The sequence below is a fragment of the Streptomyces sp. NPDC057623 genome (assembly GCF_042800355.1).
Lineage (GTDB): Bacteria > Actinomycetota > Actinomycetes > Streptomycetales > Streptomycetaceae > Streptomyces.
Genome location: NZ_JBHVGZ010000042.1, coordinates 1 through 23667, shown reverse-complemented (window position 1 = coordinate 23667; position 23667 = coordinate 1). Strand labels below are relative to the sequence as shown.

The window sequence follows — 23667 nt, the reverse complement described above, 5'->3', positions numbered from 1 at the left end:
GTTCGCAGACGGGGTCAAGGTCTTCGGCCCGGGGGGTGTGGCGGGTGCTAAAACCCTTTTTGGGGTGGGGGGCGGCAAGGGGGGGGGGCACCCGGCACCGGCCCCCGTGGCACTGCCCGGGGCCGACAGTGGGACACCCGTGCCCTGCGGTCCGTCCACCGGGGCACGGTGATCGAAGGCGATCAGCGGGTCACCGGTCAGCGGATGGTCCACCACCGTCGCCCGTACGCCGAACACCTCGGCCAGCAGGGCCGGTCGCAGCACCTCGCGGGGCGGCCCCGAGGCGACCACCTGGCCGTCGTGCAGGACGTGCAGCCGGTCGCAGACGGAGGCGGCGGCGTTGAGGTCGTGCAGCGACACCAGGGTCGTGCGGTGCCCTGCCCTGAGCAGGGCGAGCAGTTCCACCTGGTGGCGGATGTCGAGGTGGTTGGTGGGCTCGTCCAGGACCAGGACGTCCGGCTGCTGGGCGAAGGCCCGTGCCAGCAGGACGCGTTGGCGTTCACCGCCGGACAGTTCGGTGAACCGCCGCCCGGTGTGGTGTTCCATTCCGACGTCCGCGAGGGCGCGGGCGACGACCTCCCGGTCGGTGGCGTCCTCGCCGGCGAAGGCCCGCTGGTAGGGCGTACGGCCCATGGCGACGACCTCGCGGACGGTCAGCTCGAAGTCGCCGCCCCGCTCCTGCGGGAGGGCCGCGACATGCCGGGCCGCCTCGCCGGGGCTGAGCCGGCGCAGATCGGTGCCGGACAGCAGGACCCGGCCGGCGACCGGCTTCAGATGCCGGTAGACGGTGCGCAGCAGCGTGGACTTGCCACTGCCGTTCGGCCCGACGAGGCCGGTGATCTCGCCCTCGGCCGCGATCAGGCGGGCGCCGGAGACGACGGTGCGGCCGGCGTACGCGACGTGCAGGTCCTCGATCTCGACTCTCAACTTCCGCTCCCCGGACGCCGGTCCAGCAGATACAGCAGTGCCGGTGCACCGATCAGCGAGGTGACGACGCCGACCGGCAGTTCCTGCGTGTCCATGGCCGTGCGGCACACGATGTCGACCACGACCAGCAGCAGCGCGCCGAACAGTGCCGAGACGGGCAGGAGGCGGCGGTGGTCGCCACCGACGACCAGGCGGCAGGCGTGCGGCACCATGAGCGCGACGAAGGCGATGGCTCCGGAGACGGCGACGAGTACGCCGGTCAGCAGGCTGGTGAGGGTGAACAGTTCCCGGCGCAGCCGGGTGGCGTCGACGCCGAGTCCGGCTGCCGTCTCGTCACCCATGAGCAGCGCGTTGAGCGCCCGGCCGCGCGCCAGGAGCCACAGCAGGGTGAGCGGCACGGCGATGGCCGGGGCGGCGAGCAGCGGCCAGCTCGCGCCGCTCAGGCTGCCCATGAGCCAGAACAGCACACTGTGGGTCTGCTGTTCGTCGCCGGCCTGGAGCACGAGGTAGCTGGTGAACCCGGAGAGGAACTGCCCGACGGCCACACCGGCCAGGACGAGCCGCAGCGGTGCGAATCCTCCTCGGCGCCGGGCCACCGTCCACACCAGAGCGAAGGTGGCGAGGGCGCCCGCGAAGGCGGCGCCGGACAGTCCGAGTCCGAGCGCGCCGCCCGTGCCGAGGCCGAGCACGATCGCGGCGACCGCTCCGAGGGAGGCACCGTTGGAGACGCCCAGGAAGTACGGGTCGGCGAGCGGGTTGCGCACCAGGGCCTGCATCGCCGTACCGACGAGGCCGAGCCCCGCACCGACGAGGGCCGCCAACAGGGCGCGGGGGAGGCGGAGTTGCCAGACGATGAGGTCGTCGGTGCCGGGGCGTGGCGCCGCGCCGGACAGGCGCCGCCAGAGGACGCCCCACACCTCTCCGGGCGGGATGGACGTGGAGCCCCAGGACACCGCCGCGGTGAGGGCGGCGAGCAGGGCCAGGGCGAGGACCAGGGCCAGCGGCCCGGCGGGCACGGAGCGCGTCCGCGTGCCCTCCTCCGGATCCGCCGTGCCCCTCCCGCGCACCAGGGTGTCGGTCACGGTCGGCCGGCCTTGCCCGGGTAGAGGGTCTTCGCGATCTCCTCGACGGTGTCGGCGTTGGTGACACCGGCGATGGTGGTCCGCTCGGAGCCGATGCGCAGGAAGTGGCCCTTCTCGACGGCCTTGAGGCCCTTGGTGGCGGGGTTCGTCTCCAGCCACTCGCGCGCCTCGTCGAAGGCCTTGTCGTTCGCGGTCTCGCTGCCCCGGTTGCGCACGCCGAGCTGGATCCAGTCCGGGTCCTTGGCGATGACGTCCTCCCAGCCGACCTGCCGGTAGTCGCCGTCGCAGTCGGCGAAGGTGTTGCGGGCCCCGGCGAGGGTGATGACCGCGTGGGCGATCTGGCGGTTGCAGACGGCCATGGGCTGTTTGGTGCCGGCGTCGTAGTCGAAGAAGAAGTAGGTGGGCCGCTCCCCCTCGGGCGTGCCGCCGACGGCCTTCTGGACGGCGTCCACCTTGCTCTTCATTCCGTCGACGAGGGCTTTCGCCTTCGCGCTGGTGCCCGTGACGGCGCCGAGGGAGGTGATGTCGTCCTCGACGGCGGACAGGTCGGTGACGGGGCTCTCGCCCGTGGCGGCGCAGGCCGTGGACTTCAGGAAGGTGTGCTTGATGCCGGCCGCCTCGAACTCCTCCTCGGTCGGCGCGTCTCCCATCCCTCCGCCCATGTTCATCGAGGCGAAGGTGTCGATGTACAGGTCGGCGCCGGAGCCGAGGAGCTTCTCCTTGGGGATCACGGTCTCGCCGAGCACCTTGATCCGCTGTGCCTGTGCGTCGAGTCGGCCCGGCAGGGTGCCCTCGCCGGGCGGGAAGCCGGTGCCGATCACCTTGTCGCCGGCGCCCAGACGCAGCAGCAGTTCCAGGCTGGAGGCGTTGCTGGTGACGATGTGCTTCGGGGCCGAGGTGAAGGTGGTCCCGGCGCCCGTGCAGTCGGTGACGGTGACCGGGTAGCCGCCCGTGGCGGCGCCCTTGTCGGCGGCGGAGCTGTCTGTCCCGCCGTTGCCACTGCCGCAGCCCGCCGTCAGCAGGCCGCCGAGCACCGCGGCCGTCGTAGCCCGCCCCACACGAGAACGCATCGAAACTCCCCTGGATCCACTGGACGCACGGGCGGTCTCCGCCGCCCGATCCAGTAGTCGGGGCGAACCCGGTGTCAGTTCCCGGCAGGGGGACCGACACCGGGTTCCCGCTCACGCGGCCACGACCGCCGGTTCGGCCAGGGCCACAGCCCGGGCCTGGGCCTGGGACTCGGCCTCGGACTCGGCCTCGGTCAGCAGGTCGACGAGGGTCGCCCGGGCTCGGGCCACGCGTGAACGGACCGTCCCGACCGGGCAGTCGCTCATCTCGGCCGCCTCCGCGTAGGGCAGCCCCACCATCTGGGTCAGGACGAACGCCTCGCGGCGCTCGTCGGGCAGCGTGTCCAGCAGGTCGAGCAGCGCGATGCCGTCGTCGAAGCCGGGCAGGCCGGCCGGCTGGGCGCGTTCCGCCATCAGCGTCCAGTCGTCGGTGTCGCACAGCCTCGGCCGGGCGGCGGCGTAGCGGTGGCTGTCGATCACCGCGCGACGCGCGATCGACAGCAGCCACGCGCGCGCCGAGGAGCGGCCCTCGAACCGGTGCAGGCTGCCGAGCGCCCGCAGGAACGTGTCCTGCGCGAGGTCGTCGGCGGCCTGCGGATCGGCGGACAGATGGGCCACGTACCGCACGACGTCGCGGTGCAGCGAACGGACGAAACGGTCGGTCGCGTCCGGGTCACCGCCGCGGGCGGCCAGCGCCCACGCGGTCGTCGACTCGTCGCCGGCGGCCGTGTTGGAGGTGGTGTCCGCCTTCGTGGGCCTCACGCGGGTCGCGCGTGAGGAGGGCAGGGCAGGAGTGATCACCTGGTTCCTTCTCGGGTAGTCCGGACACCGGCACGGCGACCCGTACGACGGCGGGCGCGAAGGCGTCACCGCCGGGCACCGGGGCACCAGGGCGCGGGTATGTGAGACATACCCGCAAGCTGTACCGGAGGGGTCCGGGGATGCGGGGGACACGGCCGTACGGCAGGTACGGCCGGTGCCCGAGGCACGGCCGGCGTCGACGACGCGACGCCCAGGAGGGACATCGACGGGTCGACGTCCGTGTCCGTACGGCCTCGGGAATCCAGCTGTCTCAGACGACAGCGAGCCCCGCCGGGGGCCCCCGAGAGGTGATGGTGTGAACGAGCGGCAGCAGTCGCGGCGCCCGGTCGGAACGGCCGCGCCGCGGACGCGGACGCGGCCGGTGCGGCGGTACGGGCAGGGCGAGCGACAGCCGCAGCGGGGCGGCCAGCCATCCGGCGACGGCCCGCAGGATGCGGAACGCGGCGCGTTCACCGTGACCCAGCCACAGGCCGCACAGCAGCGCGGCGAGGGTGTGGGCGGCGAACATGCCGAGGGAGGACGTGCCGGCCATGTCGTGGCCCATGCCCATGTGGGCAGTGCCCATGTGGCCGATGCCCATGTGGCCGATGCCCATGTGGCCGACGCCCATGTCGCTCATGCCCATGTGCCCCACGGACAGGGAACCCATGGAATCCATGGGCATCGAGCCCATGTGCTCCATGGACATGGGCTCCGCGGAGCCCGTATGGGTGTGCGTGGAGCCCATGTCATGCCCGCTGGTGGCGGAGAAGGACTGCGCGAACTCGAAGGCCGCGTGCAGGCCGCCCTGGGCGACGACCACGACGGACACGACCAGCGGGAGTCCCCGCTCCCGGCCCGCCAGGCACCAGCCCGCGCCGCCCGTCAGGACGGCACCGGCCGCCAGCGTCCACCAGGGGACGCCCACGCCCGACATCAGGACGTGGCCGAGGGCTGCGAGCAGCACACAGACGGACGCGAACACCGCGGCCCGTATCGTGCGCACACCCCACCCAGCAGTCATGACGGCCCTCATCCTCGCATCCGGGGCCCACTCGTCACGGGTGGGTACGCACAACACCCCCGTCCCGCACTCAAGCCCAGTTGAGTGATACAGGACACACGGGCAAGAGGGAACTGGGCACGCACGTCGACCGACAAGTAATGGGTACGGGGACTGTCCTCGCCGTCGTCACTGGCCCTCGCCGGGGCGGACCACCACGGCCTGCACCTCGATCGGCCCGCCGTGCTCGAAGTGGAGCGTGAACGGCACATAGACGCCCGTCCGCCACCCCGCCTCGGCCCGCAGCGTCACGTCCAGACCGAACGGGGACATGGCCAGGCTGCCGTCGGCCGGGACACGGGCCGAGTCCACCGTCCGTGCCGACGCCGCGTTGCCGCCGGTCATGCGGTGGCGGCTGAGTGACATGTCACCGCGGACGGCGGACGAGGTGACCTTCAGCAGCCGGTCGTCCGCGCCCCCGGAGTTGGTGACGCGGAAGAACGCGGCGGTGTCCCGGACGTTGCCGTACGGCAGGAAGACCCGCCCGTCGGTGACCGTGATCCGCGCCGGGCTGCCCGCGCTGCCGGTGCCCACCCAGGTGGTCAGTCCGCCCAGGGCGACCCCGCACGCGGCGATCGGGGCGAGCGCGGCCAGCAGGCCGTCGGCGATCCTGCGGCGGGTCGGGCGCCAGGCCCGGGGGTCGGCCGTTCGCTCGGCCGCTCCCTCGGTCGTTCCACCAGTCGGTTCGTCGGTCGTTCCACCAGTGGGTTCGTCGGTCGGTTCGCCGGTCGTTCGTTCGGCAGTGGGTGCGGTCATCGGGTGCCTCCCTGGGTCGCGGCGGGCTTCGGGCTCCGGACACCGGCCCGCTCACGGCCACGCGCCGCGGCCGGTGCCGTCGCCGGCTGCCAGGCCCGTAGCCGCAGGCTGTTGCCCACCACGAGGACGGAGCTCGCCGACATGGCCACCGCGGCGACCATCGGGTTGAGCATCCCGACCATGGCGAGGGGCACGGTCACGAGGTTGTAGCCGAAGGCCCACAGCAGGTTGGCGCGGATCGTGCCCAGGGTGCGCCGGGCGAGCCGGACCGCGTCCCCGAGGGCTTCGATGTCGCCGCGCACCAGGGTCACGTCGGCGGCCCCGATCGCGACGTCCGTGCCCGTGCCCATGGCGATGCCGAGATCGGCACAGGCCAGCGCCGCGGCGTCGTTGACGCCGTCGCCGACGACCGCGACCCGACGGCCCTGTTCCCTCAGCTCCCGTACGAGGCCGGCCTTTTCCTCGGGGGTACGGCGGGCGTACACCTCGTCGATGCCGAGCGCGGACGCGACCGCCCGGGCCGGTTCCTCCCGGTCGCCGGTGGCGAGCACCGGGTGCACGCCGAGGCGCCGCAGCCGGTCCACGGCCCGGTAGCTGCCGGGCCGTACGACGTCCCCGATCTCGATCAGCGCCTCTGTCGCCCCGTCGACGCGGACGACGACCGGCGTGTGCGCGGCCGACTCCGCCGCCGGGAGCGCGTCCGCCAGCGCCGGGGGCAACGCGTCGTCCGGCGCGACGACTTCGACCCGTCGGCCCTCGACCAGGCCGCGCACGCCCCGTCCCGCCCGCGCCCGGAAGTCGCGCACCTGGGGCAGCGCCCCCTGCTCGGGCAGGGCCCTGCGGGCGTACGCGACGACCGCGCGGCCCAGCGGGTGTTCCGAGCCCTGCTCCACCGCACCGGCCAGCCGCAGCACGGCTTCCTTGCCGAGCCCGCCGGGCACGGCCGTGACGCGAACGACGCTCATGTGCCCGGAGGTGAGGGTGCCGGTCTTGTCCAGGACGACGGTGTCGACGTGCTGGAGCCCCTCCAGGGCCTGCGGGCCCCGGACCAGGACGCCGAGCTGGGCGCCGCGTCCGGTGGCGGCCATCAACGCGGTCGGGGTCGCCAACCCCAGCGCACAGGGGCACGCCACGACGAGGACGGCCACGCACGCGGTGATCGCCGCCTGCGGATCGGCCCCTGCCCCGAGCCAGAACCCGAGCACGGTGACGGCGAGCGCCAGCACCACGGGCACGAACACCCCGGCCACGGCGTCGGCGAGGCGCTGCGCCCGTGCCTTGCCGGCCTGTGCCTCCGTCACCAGCCGGGTGATCCTGGCGAGTTGGGTGTCCGCGCCCACGGCGATGGCCCGCACGAGCAGCAGCCCGCCCGCGTTGACGGCGCCGCCCACCACCGTCGAGCCGGGCCCGATCTCGACGGGCTCGCTCTCCCCGGTGACGAGCGACAGGTCCACGGCGGAGTTGCCCTCCACCACCGCCCCGTCGGTGGCGACGCGCTCGCCGGGACGTACGACAAAGACCTGGCCGGTCGTCAACTCCTCTATGGGGACGAGGCGTTCGGTGTGGTCGGCCTCGCGTACCGACACCTCCTTGGCAGCGAGCCGGGCGAGCGAGCGCAGCGCCGCCCCGGTGCCGTGGCGTGCCCGCGCCTCCAGGAACCGCCCGGCCAGCACGAACAGCGGGACGCCCACGGCCGCTTCGAGGTAGACGTGCGCGCTGCCCGCACCGGCGGCTCCGCCGCCGACGTCCGAGGCGGAAGGCAGCAGACTGAACGGCATCGTCATGCCGGGCGCGCCCGCGCCGCCGAGGAACAGGGCGTACGCCGACCACGCGAAGGACGCCACGACGCCCAGGGAGACCAGCGTGTCCATGGTCGCGGTCGAGTGGCGCAGCCCGCGCAGTGCGCGCACGTGGAACGGCCAGGCACTCCACACGGCGACCGGCGCGGCCAGGACGAAGCACAGCCACTGCCAGTTGCGGAACTGCCAGCCGGGCACCATGGACAGCACGAGCACCGGCACCGCGAGCAGCGCGGTGACGAGCAGCCGCTCACGCTCCTGCCGGACGTCCTGGGACTCCCGCACACCGCTGGGCTCCCGTTTCCGCGATGGCTCGGGCAACGCGGCCGTGAACCCGGCCTGTTCGACGGTCGCCACGAGTTCCCCGGGGCTGATGTCCGGCGGGTGGCTCACCCTGGCGCGCCCGGTGGCCAGGTTGACCGTCGCGGTCACGCCCGCCAGCCTGGCGAGCTTCTTCTCCACGCGCCGGACGCAGGCCGCGCAGGTCATCCCGCCGACGGTCACGTCCGTGATGGTCATCGGGGGTGCCGGTTCGAGCGCCATCAGCCGCCACTCCCGTGCCGCATGTCCATGTCCCCCATGTCCCCGTCCCGGGGGCCCGCGCCGCCGCCGTCGTCACTCCCGCCGGAGCGGTGCATGCCGGGCGCGACGGGCCCGGCGGCGGCTCCGACGGCGTACGACACCGTGAAGATCAGGGCGAGCAGCAGCAGAAACCCGCAGAGGGCGGGCGGCACAAGTGGGGGTGGTTTCATCGACGGCCTCCTGACGCACGTACCGCTTCAGGAGTCGGGCGCGGAGGGCCGGGAGTTCCCGGCCACCTTCTCAGGAAGCGCCGCCGCGACGGCTCCTCAACCACCACGCCCCGGCGCCGAGTACGACGACGACGGCCCCGATACCGATGGGCACGGCCACCGGCATGCCGTCGTCGCCGTCCGAGCCCTCCGCCGCGGCCTCCGTCGAGGGGGTGGACGACGCGCCGCTCGCCGGCTCGTCCGAGCCGGTGCCGGTCGAGGGCGTGACCGGTGTCGGCTCCTCGGTGGGCGTGGGGCTCACGGCCTTCGCGCCGGGGGCGGCCGCCTTCAGTTCCAGCCGCGGCGCGGGATGGCCGTGGCCGTGACCATCGCCGCCGGCCTCCTCCTCCAGCTCGATCCAGCGGTCCACGCGTCCGTCGCCGTAGGTCTGAAGGGTCTTGAACGCCAGGGTCCTGACGTCGGGCAACTGCCGTACGGAGACGACGTACTCGGCGTCCTTCCCCACCGCGAGCTTCGGCCCGGACACGGTGTAGCCCCGGCTGGTGGGGGCGAGCTTCCAGCCCTCGGGGCCGTCCTTGTAGGTGATGTCGTCCGGGGTGATGCCCTCGGGCAGGATCACCTCGATCCCGCTGATGCCGGCGGTGCCGGACTCCGACTCCGCGGTGAAGGTCAGCGGCACGTTCTGGTCGAGCGCCCGGGCGCCCGCCGCCTCGACCTCGGCGTGCGCCGCGGCCGGTCCGGCGAGGGCGACGGCGGCCACGAAGGCGACCGCGGTGAGGGCACCGGTGCGGCGCAGGCCGCGGGTCAGGGTGGGGCGGGGCACGTGTGACTCCCTCGTACGGGTGATGTGGTCGCCGCATTCAAGCGCAGGGGGCGGCCTCAGGGCGAGGGGTCCTCGGGGCCGGGATGGCGCAGGCAGGAGGCGACGACCACGAAGGGCCACAGGGACTGAAGGGCCGTCACCAGGCGTTCGGCGACACCGTCGGCGCCGCCCTGGTTCATTTCGATCATGAACCAGACCGCGCTGACGAGCATCAGCGCGGTCGCCGTGAGGGAGGGTACGGGCCGGAGCCCCCAGGGTGCGGCGCTGCGCCGGTCGGCGGCCAGAACCGGCCACACCGCCAGGAGCGTGAAGCCGACGGCGACCGCCGAACCATGGCGCAGGGAGCCTCCGCTGCTCGGCGGCGGGAGGAGCGCCACCGCACAGGCGGCCACTCCCCCCGCGCCCAGCGCCACCCGTCCGGGGAGCGCGGCCGGGCGCAGCCCCAGGGCGGTGATCATGTGGCAGACGCCCAGGGTGGCCAGTGCCCCGGTCATCACCCAGAAGCCCGCGGCGCCGTAAGCGGCGAGGACGCTGATCGTCTGCGTGGCGGGGTCGTAGGCGGGCCCTTCGAGCAGCGCCGCGATCGTCCAGCCGCCGATCAGCACGACTGGCGCACTCCCCGACGAAAGCAAGGCCCATCTTGGGATAGGTCGCATCAAGTCACCGTAAAACGGCCACTGGGTCCCGCGGTCCCTCCGCCGTCGCCACGCACCCACCGTGTCGAAGCGAACAGCCCTGCTCACGTCGAACAAATCGACCGTAAACGCCAGGCCGCGCCACCCCTTCCGGCGCATAGAAATATCCACCAGCATGAAGGGCCCTGCCCGGGGCGGCAGGGTCGAGTGCTGGGAGTAGGGACATGCAGCGCACCATGGGGAAGCAGGCCGTCGAGTGGCTCGCCGCGGCTGCCGCGGATCCTCGGTCGTGCCAGCAGCAGTGGGATCAGGGCGCGGACGCGGTGCTGCTGGAGGCCGGCCGGATCTGGAACGTGCTCAGCGTCCCCGAACAACTCGGCCTGAGAGCCCTGGACCGCCTGAGACGGGCGCGCCCGCGGGCGTCCGGCCCCGTCCTGGCGAACAGCGGGGCGCGCCGAGTCGGCTTCTTCCTCCCGCCCGACCCCGTCGGCGACTGGGCCGGGCCCGGCGTACGCCATGTCGGCAGGGGATCATGGGTCGCCGTACCGCCGCCGTACCAGTCCTCCGGCTGGCGTCTGGAGTGGCTGCTGCCGCCCGACGGGACCGGAGCCCTGTACGACCCCGCCGTCGTGCAGTGGGCGCTGCGCCGGGCCGGTGGCGTTCGCGCCGCCCTGGCACGGGTCAGTCGGTCGGGCGGGGAGCGGCCACGCTGACGCGTCCGTTCCTGCCGCTCCACTCCCACAGGTCCATCGGCCCGGGAAGGCCCCGGGGCACGACGACGGCCGGTACCCGCTCGGCTCCCTCGACGTGCCGGTCGCTCCCCGGTTCGGTGCCGCCGGTCCGGGCCAGCCCGGTGAACCTGCCGACCGCCCAGGAGGTGACGGCCTGACCTTGTCCATCGCCGGTGCCCACCGAGTCCCACCAGGTGTCGCGGCGCTCCGGTACCGCACGCCCGTTGGCATGCCACTCGGCGACCAGAGCCGCGTAGATCGACGGGTGGCCCCGGACGCCGGTGGCCGGTACGACGTACGACACGGGTGCGGCATCGCCTCCGAGGACCCGCCGCGCCGTCTCATGTCTGTCCATGCCGGAGCAACGCCGAGGCGCGCGCCGGTGGTACGCCCGCCGCCGCCGCTGCCACCCAGTCGAGTGAGACCGTCCCCCGAATGGAGTCATGGCGTGCCGACGCACGCCGTCCGACGCCGTCCGCCTCGATCGAGACAGGAGCCGCTTCCATGGACCGCAACGACAGTGACGACACCCCTGACTGCCCGTGGTGCGCCGCGCTGCGTGAGACGAGTCCGTCACCGGCCGCACAGCCGGCCACCTCACCGGGACGACGGTACGACCCGTATGTCTCGGGCACCCTGTACGACAGTGACGACTGGTGAGGGCCGGATCGGCCCTGCTCAGCGCTGGGCCTCGAAGCCGACGCCGGCCAGCCGGTCCAGGCACTGATCGATGCCCACTGCGGTGCTCGACGAGCCCGTCGGTGAACCGCAGCAGCGCCTGAGCCGGGTCCAGCCTCCAGGTGGCCGGCTCATAGCCGCCGAGGCCCGTTCCCAGGGGCGGGCCGACCGGGACCGGCAGGAGTGAGGTGCGGCCCGCCGAGTCGATCACGGCCGGGGGCAGGTGGCCGGCACTGGTCAGGGTCACCTGGCCGCAGTCGGGGTCGACGCGGGCGGAGCGGTACGCGGTCATCTCCACGGCGGCCTCCAGACCGTGCCCCATGACGTCCCCGACGACGAGCAGCGCCCGGCCGAAGTGCAGCCGGACGGTCTCGCACCAGTCGCCGCAGGCCAGGGCGCTCCGTCCGACGGGCAGGTAGCGGATGGCGACGTCCAGGTTCGGGTACGGACGCCCGGGCTCGGCGAGCAATGCCCGCTGGAGCTTGCCGACGCACCCCTGACCGGTCGCCCTCCCGAGGTGTGCCGGATGCGGGAGGCGGCGCGTCCGGCGAGGAGGGCACGCAGCTCCGTGTCCGCCGGTGGCCAGGGGCTCGCGGACCGCGGGCCGGGCTCCGCCGTACGCCGGGCAGGGGGCGTCCTCGTCCGGCGTGGTACCGATCCGGGCAGGTCGGGACGGGCTCGGCCGTCGCCGGTCTGGGAAACGTCCGCGACCAGCGCACCACACCAAACACCCTGAAGGTTCACAAAAGCACACAACGGCCCGATGGCGACACGGCGGGTACGGGCGGGGACAGGGCCGCGACGGCCGGGGCAGGCAGGAGCGGGCGGACGCAGGGAGCACGGGGGCGCACGCCCCGCATATATCTGCCGGTTTGGAGCGCGGGCGCTCGCCCCATACGGGGAATTGAGCCCCCGCCATATGGCCGCGCCACCTGCCACCGGGTGCACTGAGGCCTTCATCTCTTGAGCGTCGGCACCACAAGGAGGCTTTTCATGGCACTCACCGAGTGGACGAAGTCAATGGAGTGGCTGGCAGCGGCGTCGGAGGACCCCGGCGCCTGTAAACAGGAGTGGCAGAACGGCAGCACCGGAGTGGCACTCCTGGCCGCCGGACGGTTCTGGGACGTGCTGATCATGCCGGAGGACCTCGGGCTGCGCGTCGCCGACCTGCTGGACGAGCTGTCCCTGCTCGACCGCGGCCCCTGCCTGCTGGACACCCGACGACGCAATGTCGGGTTCCTGCTGCCCCCGGAGCCCCAGGCCGTGTGGATCGGCACCGGCGTGCGCCTGCTGGGCGCCGGCACCTGGATCACGACCCCCGCCCCGCACTGCCGCTGGGGCACCCTGCGCTGGCTCGTCCCGCCGGACGGCACCGGAACCCTGAACATTCCGGAGGTCCTGGAAGTGGCCATGCAGCGCTGCGCGGGCGAGATGAACCGTCTTCAAGGGCGCCCCGCGCCCACCGCGTGCGTGTCAGGGGGCCGCGTACGGCCGTGACCGGCCCGGCGGAGCCGCTCCGCCCTGCCCGGTGACGTGGGGGGTGCGCAGAAGAACGGGCGCCTGTGACACGCCCGTGACAGTCGACGGACGCCGCCATGACGTCCACCAATCAAGGTATTGGAAACGGACAAATTGCAGTTTTCGGGCATTGAACGCTTCCGGTGATGTGAGCGGAGATGGCCGAGTCGATCTGTCAGAGGACCCCCATGAGCTTCACCATCACCGCCACGCACGACGAAGCCACCGCCCCCGCGCTGGCCCCGCGCGAGAGGGAGACGTTGCAGCACATCGCCCGGGGCTGCACCTATCTGCAAGCGGCTCGGCACATGGGACTGTCCAAGCACACGGTCGACGCCTACCTCCGTCGCATCCGCGCCAAGTTCGACATCAACACCACCGCCGAGCTCACCCGGATGGCCATCGCCCTGGGTCTGTGACCCGCGCGCGGGAAGCGCTCGCACCGCCGTCCCCGCACCGCGTCGGATCGACGCCGCGCCGCACTCCGTAATCCCTGCCACGCCCGGCGTCAAGTAACGAACAGCCGGGGCTGGGGGCGCCCGCCCCGTCGGGGGACGGTTGCAGTCCACCACCCGACCGTTCCCCCGCCCCCGCCCCCGTTCCCGTCCCCGTCCCCGATCCGCCACCCGCTGCCCGACCCCGGGCACTCGACCCCCACAGGTTCCCCATGAATGACATCGCCATAGTCGGACTCGGCTGCCGCTTCCCCGGAGCCGCGGACCTCAGGGCGTACTGGAAGCTCCTCCTCGGTGGAGAACGGCAGTTCACCGCGGTCCCGAGGGATCGCTGGAACCATGACACCTTCCACCGGCCCGACGACCGGCAGGCCCCTGACAGCGCCTATACCGACCAGGTCGCCTTCCTTCAGGGCGTGGACCGCTTCGCCGCCAGGCACTACGGTCTGCCGCCTCGGCGCGCCGAGGCCATGGACCCGCAGCACCGACTGGCGCTCGACGTCACCCGCGAGGCGCTCGACGACGCGGGGCTGGGCCGCGGCGGCTTCGACCGGGAGAGCACGGGCGTCTTCTTCGGTATCTCGGCGTCCGACTACCGGGAACTCGCCACGGCCCGGATCCGGGCCCTCGGTCTCGCCGACGGGTCGCTCGGCACGGCAGCCGACACCGACACCATGAACGCGTTCAAGGCCCGCTCCACGCGGGACCTTCCTCCCGTCGGCACCTTCACGATGCCGGGCGTCCTGCTCAACATGGCGCCCGCCACGGTGAGTCGGCACTTCGGCCTCGGGGGCCCCAGCTTCGCCGTCGACGCCGCGTGCTCCAGCTCGCTGGTGGCGCTCGACCACGCGGTGGCGCGGCTGCGTCACGGTACGTGCAAGGCGGCGGTGGTCGGCGGGGTGTACCTCAGTCTCACGCCGGACAGCCTGATCGGCTTCTCCCGACTGGGCGCGCTGTCGGCGGCGGGGGTGTGCCGTCCGTTCGATGCCAGGGCCGACGGCTTCGTACTCGGCGAGGGCGCCGGCGCCGTAGTCCTCCGGCCCCTTCAGGACGCGCTCGCCGACGGCAACCGTGTCTACGCCGTCATCAAGGGCATCGGCTCCGCCAACGACGGCGCCTCGTCGGGGCCGCTGACGCCCAGCGCCGAGGGACAGCTGCGGGCCATGCGCGCCGCGTTCGACGACGCGGGCCTGCCGCCCGGTGCGGCCTCCTTCATCGAGGCCCACGGCACGGGAACCGGCGTCGGGGACCGCGTCGAGGTGGAGGCCCTGAGCCGGTTGCGGACCGAGCGCGGGGGCGCGGACCCGGGCGTCTGCTACCTCTCCTCCGGCAAGGCGCTCATCGGGCACTCGCTGTCCGCGGCCGGCATAGCGGGGCTGATCAAGACCGCGCTGGTGGTGCACCACCGCACGGTCGTACCGCAGCCCGACGTCCTGCCCCACCCGGACCTGGGCTTGGCCGCCGCCGGTCTGCGTCTGGCCGACACCGCACGGGCGCTGCCGGAGGGTGAGGGACCTGCGTGCGCGGCGGTCAGTTCGTTCGGTTTCGGTGGCACGAACGTGCACGCGGTCCTCCAGCAGGCGCCCACCGCGGCCCCCGTCCGGCGGTCGGTCGCCACCGGCACAGACACCGTCCGCGAGGCGCAGCCCCAGCTCTTGCTGGTCTCGGCCGGCAGCCCGCGGCTGCTGCGGGAGCACATCACCGAGCTGCTCGGCCACCTGGAGCACTCACCCCCGGCGTCCGTCGCGGCGCTGGCCCACACGTTGGCCGGGCGCGAGCCCCTGCCGAGCCGGCTCGCGATCGTGGCCGGCGACACGGCCGAGTTCACCGAGCGGCTGCGCGGAGCTCATCGACAACTGGCCGAGGGTGCCCGGGGCGACCTCGGCGAGGGTGCCTTCGCCGCGGACGCTCCCCTGCCGTCCGCCGCACGCCGGGTCGCCTTCCTCTACCCGGGCCAGGGCAGCCAGCGCCCCGGCATGCTGCGGGAACTCCACGAGCGGTTCCCCGCCTTCCGTGATGCCGTCGACACCCTCGGTGCCGAGGCCCGGCGGCACACCGGCGTCGACCCGGCCGACCTGCTATACGGGCCGGCGGCGGACCTGGCGGACGACTCCGGGCTCAGGCGACGGCTCGCCCCCACCGAGGTGTGCCAGCCGCTGCTCGGCACCGTCCAGATCGCCGCCACCGGGCTGCTGGCCGCATGCGGTGTCGCCCCGGATGTCGTACTGGGCCACAGCGTGGGTGAGTTCGCGGCCGCCGCGGCCGCCGGTGTCCTCCCGGCCGAGGAGACCGTGGCGCTGCTCGCCCGCCGCGGCGCGGTCCTGCGGGACGCGGAGGGCGAGCCGCGCGGCTCGATGCTCGCCCTCCAGACGGACCAGGAGACGTGCCGGCGGCTGGTCGACGGCCGCCCGGACGTGTGGATCGCGTGCTTCAACGAGCCTCGGCAGACCGTGGTCAGCGGCGCCAGGGAAGCTCTCGCCGCCCTACGACGCGTCTGCGCGGAGGCGGGCATCGCCACCAGGGCGCTCGATGTCTCCAACGCCTTCCACTCGCCGCGGCTGGCTGCGGGCGACGAGGCCATGCGCGCCGACCTGGACGGGCGGCCCCTCACCCGTCCCCGCCTGCCGCTGGTCTCCTGCGTCAGCGGGACCTCGTGCGACGACCCCGACCGGCTGCGGCGGCTGTGGGCGCGTCACGCGTCCGCGCCGGTCCGCTTCACCGACGCCGTCCGCAGCGCCTATGACACGGGCGCCCGCGTCTTCGTGCAGGTGACGGGCGGCAGCTCGCTCCTCTCCGCCGTCCGGCGCAATCTCGCCGGCCACGACGACGTCCACGTCATCGCCGCCGACGACCCGGCACCGGACGGTCAGCGCGGCTATCTGAGCGCCCTCGCCCGGCTCGCCGTCCTGGGTGTCGACGTCGACCCGCGGGCGCTGATCGAGCCGGCCGACCGCCACCTGCTGGACCTGCCGGTCGCCCGGCTGGAGACGCGGTCCTACTGGTGGGGGCAGCGGCCGGCACCGGCGGACCACGAGGACCGTCCTGCGCCGGCCTCGCGTGCTTCCTCGGCCCCGCCGTCCCCCTCGAACCGACCGTCTGCGCCGACCCCGGCCGCCACACCTCGACCCCAGACGTCCCCCGACCCGAAAAAGGACAGTCCCATGCACGAACTGCTCGACCTGATCCAGCACCAGGTGACCCTTCTCGGCCGCCTCGGCGACGCGCTGACCGGCGCGGGCATCACGGGGCCCCACGCCGCGCCCGCGCCGACGCCGACACCTGATGTCGCCGCCACACCGCCCCCGACGGGCCCGGCACCCGGCGAGGAGCCGCGCACCGCAGCCGACGGTGCCGGCGACGCCAACGACGCCAACGACGCCAGGGACGCCGTACAGGACGCCGTGTTCGAGCAGATCGCCCGTATCAGCGCGTTCCCCGGGAGTGATCTGCACGCCGGTCAGCGGCTCGTGGACGACCTCGGTTTCGATTCGCTGATGCTGACCGACCTGTTCGCCTCGCTCAAGCGGCGCTGGCCGTCGCTGACGGTCGACGAGCGGTGCGCCCGCCCGACGGTCGGGAGTGTCACCGCCCTCGTTCAGAACGAGGCCACGTCCCGGCCTCCGGCCCATCTGAGCCTGATACCCCAGCCCATGGACGCCCCGGTCCCCGAGCCCAGGCGCGCCGCCCCCGCCCCCGCCCCCGCCCCCGCCCCGGCACCGGCACCGGCACCGGCACCCGCACCGGCCGAGCCCCCGGCTCCCCAGGTCGCCCACGTCCCACAGGACCAGACCCGCATCGAGTGCTTCCCCGAGGTGACCGCACACCAGGAGCGCCTGAACCTGCTCGCCCGGCTCGACCTGCCGAACCCGTACTTCCGGGTGCACGAGGGCGGCATGGCGGACACCACCGTCATCGACGGCCGTGAGCTGATCTCGTTCTCCGGCTACAACTACCTGGGGCTGGCAAGCCACCCCCGAGTCACCGCGGCGGTGGCGGAGGCCGTCGAGCAGTGGGGCACGTCGGCGTCCGCGAGCCGGCTGCTGTCCGGCAGCCGCCCGCTCCACCTGCAGCTGGAGCGGGAACTCGCCGACACCCTCGGAACCGAGGACGCGATCACCCTGACCAGCGGACACGCCACCAACGTCACCGTGATCGGTCATCTCGTCGGGCCGGACGACCTGATCGTCCACGACTCACTCGCCCACGACAGCATCCTTCAGGGCTGCAAGCTCTCCGGAGCCGCGCGCCGGCCCTTCCCGCACAACGACGCCGCCGCCCTGGACGCCCTCCTCACCCGGGTCCGGCACCAGTACCGCCGGGTACTCGTCGTCGTCGAGGGCGTGTACAGCATGGACGGCGACATCGCCGACCTGCCCGCGCTCATCGACGTCAAGCGCCGGCACGGCGCGCTGCTGATGGTCGACGAGGCGCACAGCATCGGCGTCATCGGCGCCACCGGGCGCGGCATCGGTGAGTACCACGACGTCGAACGGCGCGACGTCGACCTGTGGGGCGGCACCCTCTCCAAGGCGCTGGCCGGGTGCGGCGGTTACATAGGTGCCGACCGAAGCGTCGTCGAGTACCTCAGGTACACGGCTCCGGGCTTCGTCTACAGCGCCGGCATGACGCCGGCCAACACCGCCGCCTCCCTCGCCGCGCTGCGGACGATGCGTGCCGAACCGCAGCGCTTGGCGCGGCTCCGGGAGAACTCCGCGCTGTTCGCGAGCCTGGCACGCGGGGCCGGCGTCGACATCGGCGACAGCCACGACTCGCCCATCGTCCCGTGCATCGTCGGGGACTCGGCGAAGACCCTCCAACTGGCCGAGGCACTGTTCCGGCAGGGCATCAGTGTCAACCCGATCCTGTATCCGGCCGTGCCCGAGGAGTTGACCCGGCTGCGGTTCTTCGTCACCTGCGAGCACACCCCCGAGCAGATCCACCACACCGTCAGGGCACTGCGGCAGCACCTGCCGTACGCCGACACCGGCAACGGCACCGCCGCGGCCGCCTGAGGCTGCGGCGTCGCATGTCGGGGCAGGCTCCGCCGATCAGGCTCTCTTCCCGGCCGGTGCGGGTGAGCACCCACGGGTTCGCGGGTGATCCTGCCCGCCCGCAGGACGTGATGGCCTCTCGGGGCCGGGCCGGGTTCCGCGACCTCCGTCCGGGGCAACCGCGGGTCTGCGGACCTGCGTGGAGCGGATGCGCTGGGGCGGCACGGTCGTCCTCCACGGTCCTGCTGGACCTGACCCGCGCCTGGCGGTCCGCCGTGCCGCGTGAGCGCGGGCCCGTATGCACAAGGGAAAATCCAGTTCATCAGTCCGCAAATCGATCACTGGATCGGTGGAATCCGGACGGATGCCGGAGCGCGCGGGGATCTAGCGTCGAAATGCACGGGGCCGCACGGACCAGAAGGGCATCGAGCCACTCATGCCCATCCCGCATACCGACGTCATGCCGGCAATCGAGTTCGACACCCTGCCCGCTTCACCCGACCCGGACCAGCCGCCCGTCGACGACCTCCTGCTGCCGGTCGACGAACTGCCCGAGTCGGCTTCCGCGCCCGACGCGGTCTGCCGCCGGGTGCGCGACGAGCTCATGCTCGACGGCAACGCACGCCTCAACCTCGCCACGTTCGTGACGACGTGGATGGAGCCGCAGGCCCAGCAGTTGATGGCGGAGACCGCGGAGAAGAACCTCGCGGACCGCGCGGAGTACCCGCAGATCACCGCGATGGAAGAGCGCTGCGTACGGATGCTCGCCCGGCTCTGGCACGCACCGCGTCCGGAACTGGTGCGCGGCTGCTCCACGACCGGTTCGAGCGAGGCCGCGATGCTCGGCGGCCTCGCGCTCAAGCGCCGCTGGCAGGAGCGCCGACGCGCCCAGGGCAAGGACGCCACGCGCCCGAACCTCGTCATGGGGGCGAACGTCCAGGTCTGCTGGAAGAAGTTCGCCAACTACTTCGAAGTGGAGCCGCGTTACGTCCCGATGGAGCCGGGCCGCTACCACCTCACGCCCGACACGCTGACCGCCTACTGCGACGACAACACGATCGGCGTCGTGACCGTCCTCGGTTCCACCTTCGACGGTTCCTACGAGCCCGTGGCCGACATCTGCATGGCCCTGGACGGATACCAGGCCGCCACCGGCACCGACATCCCCGTCCATGTCGACGGCGCGTCCGGCGCCATGGTCGCGCCCTTCCTCGACCCGGGTCTGATGTGGGACTTCCAGCTCGAACGCGTCGCCTCCATCAACACCTCGGGACACAAGTACGGGCATGTCTTCCCGGGCCTCGGCTGGGCCCTGTGGCGCGACGCCGACGCCCTGCCCGACGACCTGGTCTTCGAGGTCGACTACCTCGGGGGCCGCTCCCCCAGCTTCACCCTCAACTTCTCCCGGCCCGGTGCGCACGTCGTCGCGCAGTACTACAGCTTCCTGCGCTACGGCTTCGAGGGACTGCGCAACCTCGCGGCCCGCAACCGTACGACCGCCCGCGCCCTCGCCACCCGGATCCGGACCATCTCCCCCTACGAGCTGGTCACGGACGGTTCCGAACTCCCGGCCTTCGCCTTCCGCCTGGCACCGGGCACACCCGGCTTCACGGTCTTCGACGTCTCCCACGCCATGCGCGCCCGCGGCTGGCACCTGCCCGCCTACACCTTCCCCACCCCCTGCCAGGACATCTCCGTACTGCGCCTGGTCGTACGCACCGGATTCACCGCTTCCCTCGCCGGCATGTTCATCGCCGACCTCACCGAAGTCACTCGTCAGCTCGCGGAGCCGTGCTCCGGGCTCGACACCGGCCCGGTCGCCCGTCGGACGTGACATCTCCGCTCCCGCGCGGTCCGGGCGAGGGCTCACCGGACGCCTGGCCACCGGACGCCTGGCCACCGGGCACCTAGCCGAGGAAGCTCAAGCGCACCTGACGGTGGGGATTGTCACGGTTGGTGTCCACGAGGCACACCGACTGCCACGTCCCCAGCTCCAGTCGCCCGGCCAGCACCGGCAGCGTCGCGTGCGGTGGGACGATCGCCGGGAGGACGTGGTCGCGGCCGTGGCCGGGGCTGCCGTGGCGGTGCTGCCAGCGGTCGTCGGCCGGGAGCAGGGTGTGCAGGGCGGCCAGCAGGTCGCTGTCGCTGCCGGCGCCCGTTTCGATGATCGCGATGCCTGCCGTGGCGTGCGGCACGAAGATGTTCAGCAGGCCGTCGCGGCCCGCGGCCGCCTCCCGCAGGAAGGCCTCGCAGTCGTGGGTGAGGTCCACGACCCGCTCCGAGGAACCGGAAGCGACGTTCAGAACTCGGGTGGTGAAGGCGTCTGACATGTCCTCCATCCTCACTCATGCGCCGGAGTTCACACGCCAGGAGATGCCCGAGCCGTGATACGTGAGGTCCACTTCGCGAGACAGCGTTGACCATGACCTCGCCATCTGGCTACTTTCTGCGGCATGTTGCGTTCAGCCCTGCTCACCACGCGCGGTCACATCGACCTGCTGCGGGTGGCCTCCGCCGCGTGTCGCCGCGGCTGCTGACGCCCTTCTTCTCTCTTCACCCACGCCTTCTCGCGCACCGGCCCGGTCCTGAGCGGACCTGACCCGGCGGCGCTGACGCGTGTCTCCCTCGAACGCTCATCGCCCCCTGGAGCACTCATGAGCACCAGCCATGCCCCACCCAGCTCCGCCGAGGCGGATATTCCCCTCAAATCCGCCTTCGAGAACACACCCGCCGTCGATGTCGTCCCCCTCCTCCCCGCCTCCGCCCGCCGCACCCGCGTCCCCCGCTGGCTGCGCCGCACCACCGGCCCCGTCCTGCTCCTCCTGTTGTGGCAACTGCTCAGCAGCACAGGTGCGTTGACCGCGGACGTCCTCGCCTCGCCGGGCCGTATCGCCCAGGTCGGGGGCGATCTCATCGCCGACGGCTCGCTGACCTCGGCCATGGGTACGTCCCTCCAGCGCGTTGCCGCCGGGCTGGCGCTCGGCACGCTCGTGGGGACCGGACTCGCCCTTCTCTCGGGCCTCTTCCGGGTCGGCGAGGACCTCGTGGACGCGCCCGTGCAGATGCTGCGGACCGTGCCCTTCGTCGGGCTCATCCCGCTGTTCATCATCTGGTTCGGCATCGGCGAGGCACCCAAGGTCGCCATCATCACGCTCGGCGTGACGTTCCCGCTGTACCTCAATGTCTACGCCGGAATCCGCGGCGTGGACGCCCAGCTGATCGAGGCCGGAGAGTCCCTCGGGCTGTCCCGGTGGGGACTCGTACGGCATGTCGTGCTGCCCGGCGCGCTGCCGAGCGCCCTGACCGGCCTGCGCTACTCCCTCGGCATCGCCTGGCTCGCCCTCGTCTTCGCCGAGCAGGTCAACGCCGACTCCGGCATCGGGTTCCTCATGGTGCAGGCGCGGGACTTCCTGCGGACCGACGTGATCGTGGTCTGCCTGATCGTCTACGCCTTCCTCGGCCTGTTCGCCGACTTCATCGTCCGCTCCCTCGAAAGGCTGCTGCTGCAATGGCGACCGACGTTCACCGGCCGGTGAACCCCCAGACCACACAGGCCGGACGGGCCGGACAGACCGCGGAGGCCGTGGCGGCCACCCGAACCGTGCAGACGTCTCAGGCCGTGCACGTCGAGGGGCTGACCCGCTCCTTCGACGGGCGCGCCGTCATCGACCAGCTCCAACTCGACGTCCGTCCGGGCGAGTTCGTCGCCCTGCTCGGCCGCAGCGGCTGCGGCAAGTCCACCCTGCTGCGCATCCTCGCCGGACTGGACCGCGACATCGAGGGCACCGTCCTGGTGCCGCGCCGCAAGGCCGTCGCCTTCCAGGCACCGCGGCTGATGCCCTGGAAGAAGGTGTGGCGCAACGTGCTGCTCGGCCTGCCGGGCAAGCCCGACCGTGCCGTGGCCGAGCAGGCGCTCAGGGAAGTCGGCCTGGACCACCGTACGGACGCCTGGCCCAAGACACTCTCCGGCGGCGAGGCCCAACGAGCCTCCCTCGCACGGGCGCTGGTGCGCGAGCCCGACCTGCTGCTCCTCGACGAGCCGTTCGGCGCGCTCGACGCGCTCACCCGGATCAAGGCGCAGCGCCTGGTGGGCGAGTTGTGGCAGCGGCGCGGCTGCGCGGTCCTGCTCGTCACGCACGACGTGGAGGAGGCCGTACTCCTCGCCGACCGCGTGCTCGTGATGGACGACGGGGTCATCGCGCACGAACAGCGCATCGACCTCGACCGTCCCCGCGACATCACCGACCCCCGGTTCGCCGAACTGCGCGCCGGGCTGCTCGAACGCCTCGGCGTCGACACCGCGGCCGAAGCGGCCTGAGCGGCCTGAGCCGAAGCAGGCCCCCCGCGAAACCAGAGAACCTCCTCCCCCTCAGTTCCACAGAACGGATCCGTCATGCGACGTCGCCTCGTCCCCGCCGCGCTGCTCCTTCCCCTGGCCCTGCTCCTGTCCGCCTGCGGCGGCAGCTCGTCGGCCTCGACCGGCGGCGACACCGACGGCTCGGGCTCCCTGACCCTCAACGTCGGTGACCAGAAGGGCGGTTCGGAGGCCATCCTGCGCGCGGCCGGAGAGCTGAAGAACCTCGACTACAAGATCAAGTGGTCCACCTTCACCTCCGGTCCGCCGCTGCTGGAGGCCGTCAACGCCAAGGCCGTCGACGTCGGCGGGGTCGGCAACACCCCGCCGGTCTTCGCGGCGGGCGCCGGCTCGAAGATCACGGTGGTGGCCGCCTGGCACGGCACGTCCAAGGGCGACACCATCCTCGTCCCGAACGACTCGAAGCTGAGCGGAACCGCGCAGCTCAAGGGCAGGTCGATCGCCGTGGCCCAGGGCTCCTCCGCGCACTACCAACTGGTCGCCTCCCTCAAGAAGGCCGGGCTGAGCCTGAGCGACGTGCAGGTCAAGTACCTCCAGCCGGCCGACGCGCTGGCCGCGTTCACCTCCGGCAAGGTGGACGCCTGGGCGGTGTGGGACCCGTACACCTCGCAGATACTCAAGGCGAAGCAGGGCCGCGTCCTGACGACCGGCGACGGCATCACCAACGGGCTGACCTTCCAGGTGGCGGCGCCGAACGCGCTCAAGGACAAGAAGAAGGCCGCCGCGATCAAGGACTACCTGGAGCGGCTGCGGCGTGCCTACAAGTGGGTCTACACCCACGAGGACGAGTGGGCGAAGGTCTGGTCCAAGGAGACAGGGCTGCCCGAGGACGTGGCGCTGGCCGCCGTGAAGCGCACCTACACCACCCGGATCGCGGTCGCCGTGGACAAGCCGCTGATCGCCTCTGAACAGGAGATCGTCGACACCTTCGCCGACCTGAAGCTCATCCCGAACAAGGTCGACTTCGGCGGCTTCACCGACACCCGCTTCAACGGCGACCTCCCGCCGTCGACCACCGCGCCCCGTCCCTCGGAAGGCTCGTGACATGACGGTCCGTCGCCAGCGCATGCCTTCGACCTTCTCGGGGATCTCGGGTTCCCGGGTTCCCGGGTTCCCGGGGGGGGGTGCCCCTATCTCTTTCGTCAAGGGGCGGGTCGGTTGATTGGTGATGTTTCAGGCGGCTTGGGGGACGGCTTGAGGTTCGAAGAACGTGC

Annotated in this window: 22 protein-coding genes and 1 pseudogene; 10 read left to right on the top strand and 13 right to left on the bottom strand. The window is 72.6% G+C overall.

Going from position 1 to position 23667, the window contains the following annotated elements:
- From ACFU95_RS32635 to ACFU95_RS32590, 10 genes are all read right to left on the bottom strand, one after another.
- Nucleotides 1-927 (bottom strand): ABC transporter ATP-binding protein (locus ACFU95_RS32635; protein ID WP_383835001.1); only part of this gene is annotated, 927 nt, incomplete at its 3' end.
- On the bottom strand, nt 924-2009 hold the full coding sequence (locus ACFU95_RS32630) for a FecCD family ABC transporter permease (protein ID WP_383834998.1): 1086 nt from the start codon (nt 2007-2009) through the stop codon (nt 924-926). The genes ACFU95_RS32630 and ACFU95_RS32635, both read right to left, overlap by 4 nt.
- Nucleotides 2006-3079: an ABC transporter substrate-binding protein gene (locus tag ACFU95_RS32625; RefSeq protein WP_383834995.1), complete on the bottom strand. Its 1074-nt coding sequence runs from the start codon at nt 3077-3079 to the stop codon at nt 2006-2008. Before ACFU95_RS32625 ends, ACFU95_RS32630 begins: the two co-directional genes overlap by 4 nt.
- A 111-nt stretch (nt 3080-3190) precedes the next feature.
- Nucleotides 3191-3877, bottom strand: coding sequence for a sigma-70 family RNA polymerase sigma factor (locus ACFU95_RS32620; RefSeq protein WP_383834992.1), 687 nt, complete (start codon nt 3875-3877; stop codon nt 3191-3193).
- Between the two features lie 271 nt (nt 3878-4148).
- Nucleotides 4149-4901: a hypothetical protein gene (locus tag ACFU95_RS32615; protein WP_383834989.1), complete on the bottom strand. Its 753-nt coding sequence runs from the start codon at nt 4899-4901 to the stop codon at nt 4149-4151.
- 168 nt (nt 4902-5069) lie between these two features.
- Complete coding sequence (locus ACFU95_RS32610) at nt 5070-5696, bottom strand: copper chaperone PCu(A)C (protein WP_383834986.1); 627 nt, start codon at nt 5694-5696, stop codon at nt 5070-5072.
- Nucleotides 5693-8038 carry a heavy metal translocating P-type ATPase gene (locus tag ACFU95_RS32605; protein WP_383834983.1) on the bottom strand — a complete coding sequence of 782 codons (2346 nt, stop codon included), beginning with the start codon at nt 8036-8038 and terminating at the stop codon, nt 5693-5695. The genes ACFU95_RS32610 and ACFU95_RS32605 overlap by 4 nt, the downstream gene beginning before the upstream one ends.
- On the bottom strand, nt 8038-8247 hold the full coding sequence (locus ACFU95_RS32600) for a hypothetical protein (RefSeq protein WP_383834980.1): 210 nt from the start codon (nt 8245-8247) through the stop codon (nt 8038-8040). The genes ACFU95_RS32605 and ACFU95_RS32600 overlap by 1 nt, the downstream gene beginning before the upstream one ends.
- A gap of 70 nt (nt 8248-8317) precedes the next feature.
- A complete protein-coding gene (locus ACFU95_RS32595) occupies nt 8318-9070 on the bottom strand; it encodes a DUF1775 domain-containing protein (protein WP_383834977.1) in 753 nt (250 codons plus the stop codon).
- 56 nt (nt 9071-9126) lie between these two features.
- Entirely contained in the window at nt 9127-9726 is a 600-nt protein-coding gene (locus ACFU95_RS32590) for a DUF998 domain-containing protein (protein ID WP_383834974.1), read from the bottom strand.
- A gap of 203 nt (nt 9727-9929) precedes the next feature.
- Here ACFU95_RS32590 and ACFU95_RS32585 point away from each other — a divergent pair, with 203 nt between their 5' ends.
- A complete protein-coding gene (locus ACFU95_RS32585) occupies nt 9930-10418 on the top strand; it encodes a hypothetical protein (RefSeq protein ID WP_383834971.1) in 489 nt (162 codons plus the stop codon).
- On the opposite strand, the gene ACFU95_RS32580 is transcribed toward ACFU95_RS32585, so the two are convergent.
- Entirely contained in the window at nt 10387-10791 is a 405-nt protein-coding gene (locus ACFU95_RS32580; protein ID WP_383835130.1) for a hypothetical protein, read from the bottom strand. The genes ACFU95_RS32585 and ACFU95_RS32580 overlap by 32 nt on opposite strands.
- 149 nt (nt 10792-10940) lie before the next feature.
- On the opposite strand from ACFU95_RS32580, the gene ACFU95_RS32575 reads away from it, so the two are divergent.
- On the top strand, nt 10941-11096 hold the full coding sequence (locus tag ACFU95_RS32575; protein ID WP_383835128.1) for a hypothetical protein: 156 nt from the start codon (nt 10941-10943) through the stop codon (nt 11094-11096).
- Between the two features lie 118 nt (nt 11097-11214).
- Here the strand turns inward: ACFU95_RS32575 and ACFU95_RS32570 are convergent.
- Nucleotides 11215-11406: pseudogene (locus ACFU95_RS32570) on the bottom strand (SpoIIE family protein phosphatase); the annotation flags it as partial.
- Between the two features lie 701 nt (nt 11407-12107).
- Here ACFU95_RS32570 and ACFU95_RS32565 point away from each other — a divergent pair.
- The 4 genes from ACFU95_RS32565 (at nt 12108) to ACFU95_RS32550 (ending at nt 19912) form a co-directional block, all read left to right on the top strand.
- The gene (locus ACFU95_RS32565) at nt 12108-12611 is read left to right on the top strand and encodes a hypothetical protein (RefSeq protein WP_383834969.1); all 504 of its coding nucleotides are present in this window, start codon (nt 12108-12110) and stop codon (nt 12609-12611) included.
- A gap of 209 nt (nt 12612-12820) precedes the next feature.
- The gene (locus ACFU95_RS32560; protein WP_383834966.1) at nt 12821-13051 is read left to right on the top strand and encodes a response regulator transcription factor; all 231 of its coding nucleotides are present in this window, start codon (nt 12821-12823) and stop codon (nt 13049-13051) included.
- Nucleotides 13052-13299: 248 nt separating this feature from the next.
- Entirely contained in the window at nt 13300-18099 is a 4800-nt protein-coding gene (locus ACFU95_RS32555; protein ID WP_383834964.1) for a type I polyketide synthase, read from the top strand.
- Between the two features lie 415 nt (nt 18100-18514).
- Entirely contained in the window at nt 18515-19912 is a 1398-nt protein-coding gene (locus tag ACFU95_RS32550; RefSeq protein ID WP_383834962.1) for a glutamate decarboxylase, read from the top strand.
- A gap of 73 nt (nt 19913-19985) precedes the next feature.
- On the opposite strand, the gene ACFU95_RS32545 is transcribed toward ACFU95_RS32550, so the two are convergent.
- Nucleotides 19986-20408 (bottom strand): secondary thiamine-phosphate synthase enzyme YjbQ, encoded by a 423-nt coding sequence (locus ACFU95_RS32545; protein ID WP_383834959.1) that lies wholly within the window; start codon nt 20406-20408, stop codon nt 19986-19988.
- 123 nt (nt 20409-20531) lie between these two features.
- Between ACFU95_RS32545 and ACFU95_RS32540 the strand changes: the two genes are divergently transcribed.
- The 4 genes from ACFU95_RS32540 to ACFU95_RS32525 all read left to right on the top strand — a co-directional run bounded on the left by ACFU95_RS32540 (nt 20532) and on the right by ACFU95_RS32525 (nt 23497).
- Entirely contained in the window at nt 20532-20615 is an 84-nt protein-coding gene (locus ACFU95_RS32540; protein WP_349817350.1) for a putative leader peptide, read from the top strand.
- A 117-nt stretch (nt 20616-20732) separates the two neighbouring features.
- Nucleotides 20733-21614 carry an ABC transporter permease gene (locus ACFU95_RS32535; RefSeq protein WP_383834956.1) on the top strand — a complete coding sequence of 294 codons (882 nt, stop codon included), beginning with the start codon at nt 20733-20735 and terminating at the stop codon, nt 21612-21614.
- On the top strand, nt 21587-22396 hold the full coding sequence (locus ACFU95_RS32530) for an ABC transporter ATP-binding protein (protein ID WP_383834953.1): 810 nt from the start codon (nt 21587-21589) through the stop codon (nt 22394-22396). Before ACFU95_RS32535 ends, ACFU95_RS32530 begins: the two co-directional genes overlap by 28 nt.
- A 75-nt stretch (nt 22397-22471) precedes the next feature.
- Complete coding sequence (locus tag ACFU95_RS32525; RefSeq protein WP_383834950.1) at nt 22472-23497, top strand: ABC transporter substrate-binding protein; 1026 nt, start codon at nt 22472-22474, stop codon at nt 23495-23497.
- Nucleotides 23498-23667: the final 170 nt, after the last annotated feature.